Origin of the sequence: Bacillus cereus ATCC 14579, from assembly GCF_000007825.1 — a bacterium.
Lineage (GTDB): Bacteria > Bacillota > Bacilli > Bacillales > Bacillaceae_G > Bacillus_A > Bacillus_A cereus.
Window position 1 is genome coordinate 3,697,322 of sequence record NC_004722.1, and the last position, 16,025, is coordinate 3,713,346.

Below are 16,025 nucleotides of genomic sequence, written 5' to 3' on the forward strand. Positions count from 1 at the left end.
AATCAATGGTTTTGTATCATGATTTTTCAATTATTTTCTAAAAGTTTATTTTACACACACTTTTTCACTACAATACACCCAAATCCAATATGAGGGTAAACAAAAAAACAAGCCAGTTAAATACTAGCTTGTTTTTACGCTTTTGAAAAACGTTCAAATACTGTCATTAATTCTTCAATTGCTTCGTCACCATTTCCATTTTTAATAGCTCCTGAAACACAATGACTCGTATGATTTTTGAGAACGCCCATTCCTACTTTTTTCATCGCTGCATTAATCGCTGAAATTTGCACTAAAATATCTACGCAATAACGATCATTTTCAATCATGTTTTGAATACCGCGGACCTGTCCTTCAATTCTCTTTAATCTATTTATAATCTGTTCTTTTTCTTTTTCTGATCTATGTGTTACTGCTTCATGCTCTTTATGATCCATATTATCACCTTCTTAAAGTTTCTCTTCATCCAATAAAACAATTGTTTTTTATGAGTATACCAATTATAGCATTAAATATCTACGCATGATACCCCATAAGAGTATATTTACACTTTATGATTATTCTTAACAACGCATTAGCTTCTTAATCTCAATTTTCAGTATACCCTTTCCTTTTTGTCAAAAAATCATTATATCTCTCATCAAAATTCAATAAAGTGAAACAAGAATAAGCGGGGATTACCCGCCCCCGCTTATTCTTCGTCTATAATGTTTTAATTTAAATTTTCAGATATTTAACCCGAGAATTTTTTCTTTCCATATATAATTATTGCTGATCACATACTTTTGTATCATTCACTACTGAAGTTCCTTCAACGGTTACCGTATGAAAACAGTCATTTACTCGAACTGTCACAACATTATCTTGCCGATCAATGATATGATATTCATTAAAATTTTTATTTAGAGCACTGCGAATTTGTTCTCCTTCATAAATTGGAATGCCATGTGATAGAACCCAAATAAGTCCAGCGATAGCAAGAATTGTTTTCATACGATCTACCTCCTTGGGAATATAGTGAACTTTTCATCCATGCTTTTTCAGCTCTACGAATCCTGATTGTAATAAACCAAGCCTTTTGGAAATAAGTTCATTTCGTCTATTTTATGTTTATGCTAATTGTGACCGAATTGTGACAACTTTTTGTCTCTTTAGACGAAAAGTTGAAACAAAACTTTCGAAAAGGACAATTCTACACATTAAAAAAGGTTATGGAATGTTTCATCCATAACCTTTTTTCCTATACGTAACTAATAAACCTCAATCCTTTACTTAAAGACGTCGGCACAACAGATGCATGATTCTCCCCTTCAGCTTCATAAAACTTAAATTTAAGTTTATCGTGGTTTACTTGGAGAAGGCGCTCTGATAATTCATTTGCACCTACAACCATATGCTCTCGTTCAAGTGATCCAACTGTAAGGAACACTCCTGTTTCAAACTTAGCATTGTTTAATTCAATTATAAGGTTCTCTTCTTTTTCAAGAACGGATTTATTATTCCACCATATAGATGGACTACTAATAAAATAATTTTGAAAAGCATTCAAGTTTGTAAATAGTATATGCAAAGCGAATAGGCCACCTAAAGAATGCCCAAATAAAGTTTGCTTACCTTTATCAATCTCAAAATTCTTTTCAATTTGTGGTTTCAGTTCTTCTTCAATAAAAGTAAAGAAATTATGTGCTCCTCCTGTTTTAGGCCACGGTTTACCGTCTGGTTTTAAAGGGGCATCTTTTGAAATTACGCTAGGCGTAAAATCATAGCACCTTTCTTCCCCTGAAAATGCACCTTCAATTGGATAACCCACTCCTACTATAATAGCTGGTGAAACACCGGTTTTTTCCGCTCTTACTGATTGTATTTTAACTGCTTCATGAAATGTTTGAAAAAAGGCATTGCCATCTAATACGTAAATGACAGGATATCCTGAATCCGGTGCTGGTTGCTTCGGCTTTGAAATATGAATTTGATATTCCTTACCTTCTAATTTTGAATACATTTTCCACTGCTCTGTATTAGATGTTATAATCTGCTGTTTTTCAACTGTAGTATTCACCCTATCCCTCCCTTTTTAACTTGTTACATATATTTCGATTTTTTCTTCTTGAGATACAACGCTATCATAACCGAAACAAACAGGAGCCCCGTTATACGGATCAATCATGACACGCGCATCAATATGAAATACTTCTTTTAACACTTCATTTGTAATGATTTCTTCTGGGCTACCAGTTGTAACAATTTCGCCTTCCTTCATTGCAATAATTTCATCTGAAAACCTTGATGCATGGTTAATATCATGTAATACCATAACAACCGTACAATTATGTTCTTTATTTAACTTCTCCACAATTTGTAATACATCTAATTGATGAGACATATCAAGGTATGTAGTTGGCTCATCTAATAGCAACACTTCTGTCTCTTGTGCTAATGCCATCGCTAGCCATACCTTTTGTCTTTGACCACCTGATAAATTTGCAATTTGTCTCGTTCGAAATTCAGAAGTTTTCGTTATATCTAATGCCCAATCAATCATTTCTTTATCTTTTGTCGTTAACTTATTTACGTTATTTCGATGTGGATAGCGTCCATAAGAAATTAATTCTTCCACTTTAAGCTCACCTGGTGCAATTGGAGTTTGCGGGAGTAAAGCTAACTGCTTCGCAATTTCTTTCGTTGGAATTGTATGTAAATCCTGTCCTTGCAAATATACTTTACCGCTTTTTTGTTTTAAAATTCTTCCCATTGTTTTTAACAATGTCGATTTACCGCAACCGTTTGGACCTATAATTGTCGTTACTTTTCCTTCTTGTATTTCCACATTTAAATCGCGAAACACTGTAAGCTTTTCATAACTTGTTTCTAAATTTTTTGCACTTAAAATACTCACTTTTATTCCTCCTCTTACGCTTTCGCCTTATAAAGTAAATATAAGAAATACGGTACACCGACAATAGAAATAACGATTCCCACTGGTAGCTCTACAGGTGTAAAAACTGTTTTCGCAATAAAGTCTGAAGCAATTACAAGAAACATTCCGATTACGCCGCACGTAGGAATTATATACTTATGTTGAATACCGACAAGCCTTTTCGCTATATGCGGTGCCATTAAGCCAATAAAACCGATACTCCCTGAAACAGCAACACATGCGCTCACAAGCCCGATACTACTTAATAGTAAAATCGATTTCTCTCTTTCTACTGAAACACCTAAACTTGTAATACTCGTTTCTTCCAATTGAAATAAATCTAATAAATAAGCTTTCTTTTGTATAAGCGGAATTAAGATAATAAGCCATGGTAACATAGCCACAATATACTTCCAGTTTGCACTATATATGCTTCCAGACACCCACACTGCGGCCATTTCAAAATCAGTTGACTTCATTTTGAGTGATAAGTACATAGAAAAGGCTCCAAATCCTGATCCAATTGCAATCCCTGTTAATAAAAGTCGCTGCGAATCTAATTTACCGTTTTTCCAAGAAAACAGATAAATGATGATAGCTGCACCTAATCCGCCTACTAAACCAAACATTGGCATCATCATAATAGAAACCCAGTCTGTGCTTTTTAATTGCCCTTGAAAGAAAAACATAAAAATGACAATCGCTGTTCCTGCTCCGGCATTTACGCCTAAAATACCTGGGTCCGCCAACCCATTTCTCGTAATCCCTTGAATAACGGCACCCGCAACACCAAGGCCTAATCCTACTAATCCAGCAATTACGATGCGCGGAAGGCGAAACTCAAAAATAACTAAATCATGTTCTGGTACTGGATCAATTCTAAACAGTGTTTTAAATACATCTGTAATCGTAATGTCGAACGTACCATTTGTTAAACTAATATAAATAGCACATAGTATTAAAAATATAATAATCCCCATCGTCATTCCGAAACGTTGACTTGAACTTTTAAGCATGTCTCTCTCCTCCTCTAGTACGGATTAAATAAAGGAAGAAAGGAATTCCAATTAAAGAGGTAACGACTCCAATAGGTGTTTCAAATGGATAGTTTACAAATCTACTCAAAACGTCACATAACGCTAAGAAAACGCCACCAATAACACCTGCACATGGCAAAATCCACTTATAATCTACCCCAATTATAAAGCGCGTAATGTGCGGAATAATTAAACCTACAAAACCAACTTTCCCCACTAAAGCAACTGCTGTTCCTGTTAAGAAAATTACCGATAAAATTGCCATCGCTTTAACTAGTTTTGTACGTTGCCCTAAATTAATAGAAACCTCTTCGCCTAATGAAAGAATGGTAATAGATTTTGATATTAACAATGCTAAAATTATTCCAATTATCCCAAACGGTATCGTGATTTTAATGATATTAGGATCTACTTGATCTAACTTTGCATTAAACCAAAAACTAACATTTTGAGAAATTTGGAAATACGAAGCCATTGCAGCCGATACACTACTTAAAAATGTTCCAATAACTGTTCCTATAATCGCTAACCTAACTGGTGATAAGCCATTTTGAAGGAGCGAACCAAAACCAAACACGATACCGGCTCCTAGTGCAGAACCAATCATTGAACATACAACCATACCAATTGATGACATTCCCGGAAGAAAAATCATGCTAAGTGTAATAACAAAGGCAGCGCCATCCGTCACACCCATAATAGAAGGGGATGCAAGATAGTTTCTTGTCATCCCCTGCATAAGTGCTCCTGATATGGCTAGAAATGCTCCGACTAAAAGAGCTGCAACTACCCTTGGTAAACGTGAAGTAATAATAATATTATGATTTACATCGCTTGAATCAAAATGAAATAATGCGTTCCACACTGTTTCAGCGTCAATACTTTTTGCCCCATACAAAATCGAAAGTATAATTGTAAATAAGATGAGTATGGGTGCTATACATAATATAGTTACTGGTACTGCATTTGTTTTCTGCATATCATTCAACGCACCTTACTTATTGTATTATTTAGATAAATTTTTCACGGCTTCTTTTAAGAATGCTGTTTTACTCCAAGCTGTACCACCTTGTGCCATTGGATCTACAACATTTACAAATACTTTCTTTTCCTTCGCAGCATTCATACTTTGCCAAATTGGATTACTTTCAATTTCTTCTAACACTTTCGGGTTTTTATTTTCACTTGCCTCATATTGTAAGAAAATATAATCTGGGTTAAGTTCAGCAAGTTTTTCAAATGAAATTTTCTCTTGTGCTTTTACAGTTTTCAATTGTTCTGGAGCAGTTAGTCCAAGATCTTTATAAATTACAGGATTGAAGTATACTCCTTCTGGATATAGGAATAATTCGTTTGCTCTTAGTCTTATGACAAGTACTTTTTTATCTTTTAACTTATCTCCTAGTTTTGCTTTTGCTTTTTCAGCGTCCGAATTGTAATCCTTAATAATTTTTTCGGCTTTATCTTTTTTACCAGTTAATTCTCCCATTAACTTTAAGTTATCTTCCCAATTTGTTGAAACGTGTGATACCGGGAATGTAGGAGCTACTTTCGTAAACTTTTCAGCTGTTTCTGCTGGGAATTTCGTACTCGATGTAATAACATCTGGTTTTAATTGTAGTAATGTTTCGAAATTGGGTTGCATTTTCTCACCAACAGATTTAGCACCTTCTAACTCTTTTTCAAGATATTTTGGTAATTTACCACCTACAGTAATGGCACCAACTGGTTTAATTCCAAGTACTGCCGCATCTTCCATTGACTCTAAACTAGCTGTCGCAATTTTATCTACTTTTGCTGGCACTGTATACTCTTTACCTAAATATGTGATTTTTCGTTTTTCATCTTTTTTCGTTTCCGTAGCTTTTGTCTGTTGTTTTTGCTCGCCTGAAGTTTTATCCGCACTATTACATGCCGCTAAACCTACACTTAAAACTGTAACCATCCCTAAAGTAAATAATTTCTTGTTCATCTTTATATGTCTCCTCTCGAATTTTCAAACTATATTCTCAATAAAATTTAACTATATGAACCTTGTCCCATATATATATTTCATTAGATTAATAATTTTATCCAGAACTCATTCCCGTTCACTTCCCCTAGACTATAATTCTTTTACGCCTTCATCACTTGATAATCATTTTCATTGATAATGATTATCGTTACTAAGTATATATTTAATATGAAATTATTTCAAGAATGATTTGAAAAATTTTAACAAACTGAATTAAAAAAAGAAGTATCTCCCTAATATTAGGGAGATACTTCTTTTTTTTAGAAATTTATATGTAATTCAACTGGACAATGGTCTGACCCCATTACTTCACTATTAATTTTCGCTTCTGTTATTTGGTCTTTCATTCCTTCCGAAACAACAAAATAATCTAAACGCCATCCGATATTTTTCGCTCTCGCGCCCATACGATACGACCACCACGAGTATGCACCTTCTTGATTAGGATAAAGGTAACGATATGTATCAATAAATCCTTCTTCTAAAATACATGAAAATTTCTCTCGTTCCTCATCAGAGAATCCAGGATTTTCACGATTACTTTTCGGATTTTTCAAATCGATTTCTTTATGAGCAACATTTAAGTCTCCACAAAAAATAACTGGTTTCTTCTCATCTAATCGTTTGATATAGGACCTGAAATCATCTTCCCATTTCATTCTGTAATCTAATCGTTCTAATCCACGTTTTGAATTTGGTGTATATAACGTTATCATGTAAAAATCTTCGAATTCTAAAGTAATAAGTCGCCCTTCTTGATCATGCTCTTCAATGCCTAAACCATATGTAACTGAAAGCGGTTCTTTTTTCGAAAAAATAGCAGTTCCTGAATATCCTTTTTTCACAGCATAATTCCAGTATGTATAATATCCCTCTAAATTTAAATCAATTTGCCCTTCTTGTAATTTAATCTCTTGTAGACAAAATATGTCAGCACTTGATTCCTCAAGATATTCCAAAAATCCACCTTTTGCGATAACAGCTCGCAAACCATTTACATTCCATGAAATTAACTTCATTTATAGTCCTCCTCTTGATGTTTATTTCCAAATTTCATGCTATCACAAAATAGAAAACAATCATATTTTCACCTTTGTAATCTTGCTCTTACATTTATGAATACATACATACGCACTTTATTCAGGTTATACTAATTTCAGAGGTGATGTTCTATGCACAATGAAGGAGTTACATTAACAAATGAGTATTGGCAAGCAATTATTCATAATGATTCTTCCTATGATAGCAAATTCTTTTATGCTGTGAAATCAACTGGAATCTTTTGCAGACCATCATGCAAATCAAGAATACCGAATAGAAACAATGTACGAATTTTTCATCATGCAGAGCAAGCATTAAGTGAGAACTTTCGCCCGTGCAAACGTTGTAAGCCAAATGGGATCACTTTACCTAATGAAGAGTGGGTAGAACAAATTAAAGACTATATCGAAAAGCATTATGACGAATCCTTAACTCTCGACATGCTTGCGGAAATGTGTCACGGTAGCCCTTTTCATTTACAACGTACTTTCAAAAGAATAATAGGGTTAACTCCTATAGAATATATACAACAATTCAGGGTTCTTAAAGCAACCGAATACCTTTTACACACAAATCAATCTATTAAAGAAATTAGTACTGCTGTCGGGATAGAAAACCCAGAGTATTTCGCAACTTTATTTAAAAAGAAAACCGGATTTACTCCTACTGAATATCGAAAAAAGAACGAAATGAAAGAGGGATACGATAATGAATTCCTACAAAAATAATTATATATATTGGACGCTACTTACACATAAAAATTGGCGATTTCATATTGCTGCAACTGAAAATGGACTATGTTTCATTGGATCACAAGACGAAAACTTTGAAGAATTAAATATATGGGCTAGAAAAAAACTGCCCCAACATATATTGACCCATAGTCCAGGTTACTTGCAAATATATACGCAAGAAGTTATCGAGTATTTAGAAAACAAGCGAGAAACTTTTACATTTCCTATCGATGCTTATGGAACTAATTTTCAATTATCTGTTTGGAATACGGTACGTGAAATTCCTTATGGAAAGACATATTCTTATACAGAAATTGCTGAAAGAATTCAAAAACCTAAAGCTGTGCGCGCCGTTGCTTCTGCTATTGCTGCTAACCCTCTTCTTATTACCATTCCTTGTCACCGCGTTATTGGGAAGAATGGGAAACTAACCGGATTTAGGGGTGGATTAGAAATGAAGAAAAAATTGCTTACATTAGAAAAGTTGCAGGTGGAATTCATATGACAGCAGAATATAATAGCGCATTATCTATAGCAGTTCCAAAAGAATTTTGTTTCCAAGAAAATTTACGTTATCTATCACGCTCTAACAATGAATGTATGTTCCATATTGAAGATAACAAAATTTATAAAGTTATCCCTGTTCAAGATGTAAATCCTTTAGTTGAAATTAGTGTGAATACAGATGGGAATATTCAAATACGTTGTTTAGAAGAACCATATACATCTGAAAAATCGATACGTGAAGCTGTAGTTAACTATGTAAAAGAATGGTTTGATTTAACTACTGATTTAGCCCCATTTTATACATTAGCTAAACATGATTTACTCCTTCAAGGACCAATTGAACAATATTATGGCCTTCGTACTTTAGGCATTCCAGACTTATTTGAGGCACTTTCCTGGGGAATTATCGGTCAACAAATTAACTTAACATATGCTTATACACTAAAAAGGAGATTAGTTGAGCAATTTGGAAGTTATGTAGAATGGGACGATAGAAAACATTGGATATTCCCATCACCTGAAACAATTGCAAATCTACATGTAGAAAATCTTCAACAATTAAAAATGACGACTAGAAAATGTGAATATTTAATCGGTATTGCGAAGCTTATTACAGAGAGAAAATTATCAAAAGAGGATTTACTGCAAACACAAGATGTAAAGGTTGCTGAGAAACAATTAACTGCTATCCATGGTATAGGACCATGGACTGCCAACTATGTTTTAATGCGTTGTTTAAGATTTCCTTCGGCTTTTCCAATTGATGATGTTGGTCTGCATAATGCAATTAAATTTATAACAGGTTCCGAAAATAAACCGACAAAAAATGAAATAAAAGATTTCGCGGCAAACTGGGCTAATTGGGAGTCTTATGCGACTTTTTATTTGTGGCGAGTACTATATTAAAAGAACCAAGTAGCACATTCGTACTACTTGGTTCTTTTTTAAGCTTGCTCCTCAAAACGTCTTGCAATTTCCACAATAACTTGAACGGCTTTTTCCATAGTATCTACCGAAACATACTCAAATTTACCGTGATAGTTTTCACCACCAGTGAAAATATTCGGCGTCGGTAATCCCATATATGATAATTGTGATCCATCTGTGCCTCCGCGAATCGGATGAATATTTGGTTCAATGTCTAAACTTTTCATTGCTTCATATGCAATATCAACAATTTCTCTTACCGGTTCAATTTTTTCAAGCATGTTATAGTATTGATCATTCATTTCTAAAACGACTGCATCTTCGCCATATTTTTCTTGCATAGTCTTCACAATATTTTTAACGTTATTTTTACGTGCCTCAAAATTTTCACGATCAAAGTCTCGAATAATATAATATGCTTTACTTTGCTCAACATCACCATTTAAAGAAAGTAAATGATAGAATCCTTCATAGCCTTCTGTATATTCTGGCGCATCTTCTACTGGTAAATACCCATTAAACTCCATAGCAAGTTTAGTAGCATTGCGCATTTTATTTTTTGCTGTTCCAGGATGTGTATTCGTTCCGTTAAACGTTAACTTAGCACCTGCAGCATTAAAACTTTCATACTCTAAACCACCTAATGGACCTCCATCCATCGTATAAGCGAATGATGCACCAAACGCTTCTACATCAAAATGCGCTGGCCCACGACCAATTTCTTCATCCGGTGTAAATGCTACTCTTATTTTCCCGTGCTTAATTTGTGGATTATGTATTAAATGGTTCATTGCAACCATAATTTCTGTAAGACCAGCTTTATCATCTGCTCCTAGAAGTGTTGTACCATCAGTTGTAATAATGGTATGTCCTTTATATGATGGTAATTCCGGGAACTGCTCTGGTGTTAACACAACATTTAGCTCTTCATTTAACGTAATTGCATTACCATCAAAATTTTCATGAATTTGTGGTTTGACGTTTTTCCCTGTAAAGTCTGTTGCCGTATCTAAATGGGCTAAAAATCCGATTACAGGAACATCCTTGTCCGTATTAGCTGGAAGTGTTGCCATTACATAGCCATTATCATCCATCGTTACTTCTGTTAAACCAATTTCTTTTAGCTCTTCCACTAATAACTTACCAAACTCAATTTGTCCTGGTGTTGTTGGTACTGTATGACTTTCTTCATTTGATTGCGTATCAATTTTTACATATCTCGTAAATCTTTCAATAAGTTCTTGTTTCAAGTTCATTCACTCCCTTTTATGTTCCTCCCTCCATTATAATCCTTAAAACGAAATATTTTAACTTTTTTGACTGTGAAGATGTATATTTCATTTACATTGTTAACACTTTTACATAACAAAAAGAAAATTAGTGAACATATTTAAAGTACAGCTTAATACAAATAAATTCACCCTATTTACGACTCTCATCGCAAATAGGGTGTTTCTGTTTTTATCTCGCAATTTAAGAATATATACTACTCATTTACAATAAAAGTATATACATCATCATAAATACAGCCATTTACTTTAATCACATACTTCCCAGGTTTATTAAAACTAATTGTGTATTTATTTAACTGAATTGCTTCTTTATCTCCAGAAAGAATATCAATGCTTCTGCCACTTAATACATACAATTCATTTAGATTCATCGTTACATCAATTGTATTGAAATTTTCTACTTTCACTTGCTGTGCTTCCGCAACGCTTACACTTGGTTCTAAAAACAGTAATCCACTTAATCCAATCGTCCCCGCTAAAGCAACTCCCGCAAACTTTTTAATCTGTTTCATTACAATGACCTCCTTATAGATTTTACGTAAAGGCAATGTCCTCCCTTACACCACAAAGCCTATATGTAATGAAATGAAAAGTAAACGGGGACTGTAAGACAAAATTCTACATCTTTTTCTCCTATTGAATATAAATCCAACGTTTGGAATTTTGACACATTTAAAATTGTTTCCCTAAACCAATTTCTCCATAATTTATTCAAAGACTGAATAATTACTTATTTATTTAACATTCTAACAATAGTTGATAAAGATGCTTTCTATTCAAAAAAAGACTTTGCTATAAAAGTAACTTTTACAACAAAATCCATGCAACTAATTTTATTCAGCTTTCCATAATCTCTCTACATTCATTAATTGTTCTTCTTTAAATTCCATCTTATATATATCCGGTTTTGACGTATTCATTAAAAATTCAAAACCATATTGTTTATCAAAATAGTTCATCATTAATGTCATGACAAGCCCATGTGTACCAATTACAATTTTGCATCCTCGAAAATCCATTAAGATTTCTTTTAATACTTTCACTACTCTTCTCTGGCAATCTGCATATGACTCTCCTTCCGTTCGTGCAAAGTCCGGATTAGAGAACATCTTCTGTACAAGTGGATACACCTCTTTGTCTGATATAACCTGATCCTCACTTGAAAACATACACTCTTTAAGATTTTCATATACTACTATTTCTTTTTCATGGAAATTAGCTGACTCCTCTATCGTTAGCATAGCCCGATTATAAGGACTGGAAATAAAAGTATCAATCCTCTCCGCTTTTAATATGTCAGTTACTCTACGGGCATCCATATGTCCCCTCTCAGTTAATCCACGCATTCTTTCATTTCCTTCTAGTTTTGGTGATTCACCATGTCTAACCATATAAATATATGTGCTCATAATTTCTCCCTTAAAATTTTTTATAAAGTGAAACTTTAATCAGCCCTCACTAATCGGGCTGCCCGGCAAATAGCAAGATAAGTTAATAAATCACGTTCATTTATCCCATTTCAACACTTAGGGGTAATACTAAAATACTTTATAAACTGTGCTGATTTGTTCGTCTAATCCATTCTCCTACTAAACTCTCAAATAATTCAGGCTGCTCAATTTGCAAATTATGCCCTGCCATATCTAACACTGCTAATGTTGCCCTTGGATATTCTTCAATAATTTCTATAATATTTTGATAACCTACTGATATATCTTGTCTTCCAGTCAGTAAAAGAACGGGATTTTCATATTTTTCATGCTGAAAATCCATAGTAAGAGAGTAATTCTTTTGCAACCTTTCAATAAATTCATAATTAGCAACATCTAACCCAGGCTTAATTTCTTCTTTAAATCGCTTATATGTATATTCATTTGCTATTACAGCTAACTCACAAAACTCCTCTCTTTCTGTGGAAGTGAGCGTATTTAAAAATTCCTCATCTTGTACAATTACCTGTTTATCTGGAAGAATCCTTTTTTCTGGCTCCGCTACAACAACAGGACATACTAATAGTAATCCGCTAACTCTCTCAAACATCTTTGCAAGTATACCTTTGGCTAAATAGCCTCCATATGATTCTCCTACCAATAAAAATTTTTCAGTAGAAATGATTTCCTCAATAAATGTGATAAGCACTTCTACTATACGATCTGAACTATTTATCCAATTTGGAGCATTCGATTTTCCCATTCCAGGTAAATCAATATATATTCGCTTATAACCTTCATATTTCTGAAATACTGATTCCATACATTTCATCATTAACCTATGGTCAGGGGCGCAGCCATGTATGATAATGACCGGTTTACCCTCTCCCACAATTTCATAGTATATTTCTGCATCTTTAATTCGATATATCATAAAAAAGCCTCCCTATTTAGTGGCAATACTATTCCACTCTGTAAGAATACACGTTCTTATTTTATATATTTTCTAAATATTTACACAAATATTAATCTTCAGATTAAAAATAAAAAGCTCACCAAAAAAAGATACTCATCATTTTATATGCAATTTTGCATCTCCACTTACAAATCACTAAAAAAACTTTACAATTCAAAGGATGACTAAATATACAATTTCTATTTAAAGTCTTGATACAGTCTATACTATCAACCGCAATATTTTTTCAACCTTAAGAATACTTACACTCTTTAACACTTTCCTTATAAACATGATTTTTATAAGGAAATCTGATACAATTCTTAAATAATATTATTATGTATAGATATAACGAACATAGTGCATAATTAAAGAAGGTGATTTCATTGAAATTAAATAAAAATTTACAATTATGTATATTAATCGGAACATTAATATGCTATTCAATCTATTTTATGTTTTTCTATCTGTTCCCTACTCATTTTTCAAATTCAGATGTACGCTTCGCTTCACTTGTCGTTGAAGCCATTACATTTGTATCACTGATTTACTCTATATACTCTAAAAAAGTCAGTTCAAATCCGTTTTGGATATGTATTACAATAGCAATTGGTAGTTTTTTATTAGGGAAAATAGTATATACATATCAAGATAGCTTCTTCGAAATTCCAATACATCGTTTTACGGTTTCTGATGTATTTTACATGTTTTTTCTATTTTTCTGTCTTATCGCTTTCTGCTATAAAATCTTAAAGGAATGCAATAAATGGGAAAAAGCGTTCTTTATTTGTGATATATGCATAGTGCTTACTTCCATATTTACATTAGAATGGTATTTATTTAATCAACCAAATTTAAATATATTCGCTCTTTCACTAGGAGATGTTTTCCTTTCATTTTTATACCCAATTGCAGATTTATTATTTCTACTGCTAGGTGTTAGTCTCTTTTTCCGTCCAACAATTTTTAATTCCAAACGGAAAATTTATATCTTTATTTTTGTATTAATAAGTTCTGCAACTTTTAACTATATTTATTTTTACTTAAATAACCACTTATCAACTGAAACGATAATATTATTACGTCTTTTATATAGAATACCTATATTACTTATTGCAATAGCTGGCTCTATTTCAGAAGATCATAATAGCCATAGAAATTATTTCCTTGTAAACCCTATAATAGGAAAAAAAGCTTTAGTTGTATTTCCCTATCTTGCTGTTGCAATACTAATCGGGTTTACATTAAAAGAACAAACATCATCTTCAACTCTCATTACAGGAAATTGTATTACTTTTATTTTCGTACTCATTCGTCATTCTATCGTACGTATGCAAAACAATTCCTTAACAAAACGTTTGCAGGCATTTAATGCCCAACTAGAAGAAAAAGTTACTTTACGGACTTCTGATTTAGTTCATAAATCAGAGGCTCTTTCTCAAAAACAACAAAAATTCAAATCATTATATGAATATCATCCTGACCCTATTTTCACCATTGATTTAAATGGAATATTCTTAAATGTAAATAAGGCTGGGAGTGTACTACTTGGAGCACCAACAGATGAGTTACTCGGTGAAACTTGTTTTTCGATTATTTTAGATGAAGATAAGCATAAGCTAGCATTGGCGTTAGAGAAAGTGAAACAACAAGAATCGGCATCCTTACAACTTAGTTCTCAATATAAAGATGGCTTTACTTATTTTTTATACGTTACAATCATTCCTATTATAATAGACGGACAAATTTCAGGAAGCTATATTATGGTGAAAGATATTACTGCACTAAAAAAACAGCAAGAAGAAATAAAATATTTAGCATTCCATGACACTGTAACGAAAATTGGTAACCGTGCCTTTTTCCATAAGAAATTAAAGAGAGTTATAAAAAATGCTGAAATAACAGAAAGCGAGTTTGCATTATTATATTTAGATTTAGATCGCTTTAAAGCAATTAACGATACACTTGGACATTCATCAGGAGACTACATATTAGAAGAAGTAGCAAAGCGCTTCCAATCATGTCTTCCATCACATACTCATCTTTCAAGAATCGGTGGCGATGAATTTACAATCATAATTGAAAACTATACTGACGAAGATTACTTATTCCAATTATGTAACCAATTATTTAAATGCATGAAAAAGTCATTTATCATACATGAGCATAAATTAACTTTATCACTGAGTATCGGCATCGCTATTTATCCACATTCCGGAATCGATACCGCTACACTTCTGAAAAACGCTAATGTTGCAATGTATGATGCAAAAGCAAAAGAACTTAACTCTGTATCTATTTATGACGATGTAATCGCTAAAAAAATTGAAAGACGATTGCGATTAGAAAAAGATTTACCAAACGCACTACAAAATGAAGAATTGTTCCTTTTGTATCAACCTCAAGTTGATAGTGAATCTAATAAAATTATCGGTGCAGAAGCTTTAATTAGGTGGAATCATCCTGAATTAGGTATTATTTCTCCATACGAGTTTATTCCGATTGCAGAAGAAACACTACAAATTATTTCAATAGGTAAATGGACATTAGAGCAGGCTTGTAAACAAATGAAACGTTGGCACGCACTCGGATATTCACATTTAAAAATAGGTGTAAATTTATCTGCTAAGGAATTTGAACAAGAGGATTTTGTAAAATCTATTTCTTCTACTTTAACAAATACAGGTTTACCAGCAAGCTCTCTTGATCTTGAATTAACAGAGCGAATTGCAATGATGGATGAGCGAGAAACATTGATAAAACTGCGTACACTAAAAAGTTTAGGGATTCACATTTCTATCGACGATTTTGGTACAGGTTATTCTTCGCTAGCCTACTTACCTTTGTATCCAATTGATACGTTAAAAATCCCGAGAGAATTTATTACAATGTCTGAAACATGTGATGATGGAATGGAAATTATTAAAACGATCATCACATTAGCAAATACATTAGGAATGTCTGTCATTGCTGAAGGTGTAGAAACGAAAGAGCACGTAAATTTCCTTCAAAAAAATAAATGTCAGTTTATTCAAGGTTATTATTACAGTAAACCTATTCATATTCATGCATTTACTGAGCTATTAGAAAACGGCATTCACCCATAGTACATAACTAATTAGAACAAATATAGCAAAAAGGAAAGAAGATACCTCCTTTCCTTTTGCTTTT

Annotated in this window: 16 protein-coding genes; 4 read left to right on the forward strand and 12 right to left on the reverse strand. The window is 33.0% G+C overall.

Features of this window, described 5'->3' with window-relative positions; all coding sequences use genetic code 11:
- Window positions 1-134 precede the first annotated feature (134 nt).
- The 8 genes from BC_RS18605 to BC_RS18640 form a co-directional block, all read right to left on the reverse strand.
- The gene (locus BC_RS18605) at window positions 135-437 is read right to left on the reverse strand and encodes a metal-sensing transcriptional repressor (protein WP_000349637.1); all 303 of its coding nucleotides are present in this window, start codon (window positions 435-437) and stop codon (window positions 135-137) included.
- Between the two features lie 328 nt (window positions 438-765).
- Window positions 766-993 (reverse strand): hypothetical protein, encoded by a 228-nt coding sequence (locus tag BC_RS18610; RefSeq protein ID WP_000849103.1) that lies wholly within the window; start codon window positions 991-993, stop codon window positions 766-768.
- A gap of 247 nt (window positions 994-1,240) precedes the next feature.
- Entirely contained in the window at window positions 1,241-2,059 is an 819-nt protein-coding gene (locus BC_RS18615; protein WP_001098699.1) for an alpha/beta hydrolase, read from the reverse strand.
- Window positions 2,060-2,074: 15 nt separating this feature from the next.
- Window positions 2,075-2,896 (reverse strand): ABC transporter ATP-binding protein, encoded by an 822-nt coding sequence (locus BC_RS18620; RefSeq protein ID WP_000025766.1) that lies wholly within the window; start codon window positions 2,894-2,896, stop codon window positions 2,075-2,077.
- 14 nt (window positions 2,897-2,910) lie between these two features.
- A complete protein-coding gene (locus tag BC_RS18625; RefSeq protein ID WP_000920450.1) occupies window positions 2,911-3,933 on the reverse strand; it encodes a FecCD family ABC transporter permease in 1,023 nt (340 codons plus the stop codon).
- Entirely contained in the window at window positions 3,926-4,933 is a 1,008-nt protein-coding gene (locus tag BC_RS18630; protein WP_001173042.1) for a FecCD family ABC transporter permease, read from the reverse strand. Before BC_RS18630 ends, BC_RS18625 begins: the two co-directional genes overlap by 8 nt.
- A 27-nt stretch (window positions 4,934-4,960) precedes the next feature.
- Window positions 4,961-5,926, reverse strand: coding sequence for an iron-hydroxamate ABC transporter substrate-binding protein (locus BC_RS18635; RefSeq protein ID WP_001035506.1), 966 nt, complete (start codon window positions 5,924-5,926; stop codon window positions 4,961-4,963).
- 302 nt (window positions 5,927-6,228) lie between these two features.
- A complete protein-coding gene (locus BC_RS18640; RefSeq protein WP_000767618.1) occupies window positions 6,229-6,987 on the reverse strand; it encodes an exodeoxyribonuclease III in 759 nt (252 codons plus the stop codon).
- 153 nt (window positions 6,988-7,140) lie between these two features.
- Here BC_RS18640 and BC_RS18645 point away from each other — a divergent pair, with 153 nt between their 5' ends.
- The 3 genes from BC_RS18645 to BC_RS18655 are packed head-to-tail and all read left to right on the forward strand — an operon-like array spanning window position 7,141 to window position 9,156.
- Window positions 7,141-7,737: a bifunctional transcriptional activator/DNA repair enzyme AdaA gene (locus tag BC_RS18645; protein ID WP_000551322.1), complete on the forward strand. Its 597-nt coding sequence runs from the start codon at window positions 7,141-7,143 to the stop codon at window positions 7,735-7,737.
- A complete protein-coding gene (locus BC_RS18650) occupies window positions 7,718-8,248 on the forward strand; it encodes a methylated-DNA--[protein]-cysteine S-methyltransferase (protein WP_001089842.1) in 531 nt (176 codons plus the stop codon). Before BC_RS18645 ends, BC_RS18650 begins: the two co-directional genes overlap by 20 nt.
- The gene (locus BC_RS18655; protein ID WP_000123503.1) at window positions 8,245-9,156 is read left to right on the forward strand and encodes a DNA glycosylase; all 912 of its coding nucleotides are present in this window, start codon (window positions 8,245-8,247) and stop codon (window positions 9,154-9,156) included. The genes BC_RS18650 and BC_RS18655 overlap by 4 nt, the downstream gene beginning before the upstream one ends.
- A 38-nt stretch (window positions 9,157-9,194) precedes the next feature.
- On the opposite strand, the gene pepT is transcribed toward BC_RS18655, so the two are convergent.
- From pepT to BC_RS18675, 4 genes are all read right to left on the reverse strand, one after another.
- Complete coding sequence (pepT, locus tag BC_RS18660; protein ID WP_002164459.1) at window positions 9,195-10,427, reverse strand: peptidase T; 1,233 nt, start codon at window positions 10,425-10,427, stop codon at window positions 9,195-9,197.
- 236 nt (window positions 10,428-10,663) lie between these two features.
- Window positions 10,664-10,981: a hypothetical protein gene (locus BC_RS18665; protein WP_000809495.1), complete on the reverse strand. Its 318-nt coding sequence runs from the start codon at window positions 10,979-10,981 to the stop codon at window positions 10,664-10,666.
- 321 nt (window positions 10,982-11,302) lie between these two features.
- A complete protein-coding gene (locus BC_RS18670; RefSeq protein WP_000109179.1) occupies window positions 11,303-11,878 on the reverse strand; it encodes a histidine phosphatase family protein in 576 nt (191 codons plus the stop codon).
- Between the two features lie 139 nt (window positions 11,879-12,017).
- Entirely contained in the window at window positions 12,018-12,833 is an 816-nt protein-coding gene (locus tag BC_RS18675) for an alpha/beta fold hydrolase (protein ID WP_000640334.1), read from the reverse strand.
- A 407-nt stretch (window positions 12,834-13,240) separates the two neighbouring features.
- On the opposite strand from BC_RS18675, the gene BC_RS18680 reads away from it, so the two are divergent.
- Entirely contained in the window at window positions 13,241-15,961 is a 2,721-nt protein-coding gene (locus BC_RS18680) for a sensor domain-containing protein (RefSeq protein ID WP_000773561.1), read from the forward strand.
- The last annotated feature ends 64 nt before the right edge of the window (window positions 15,962-16,025 follow it).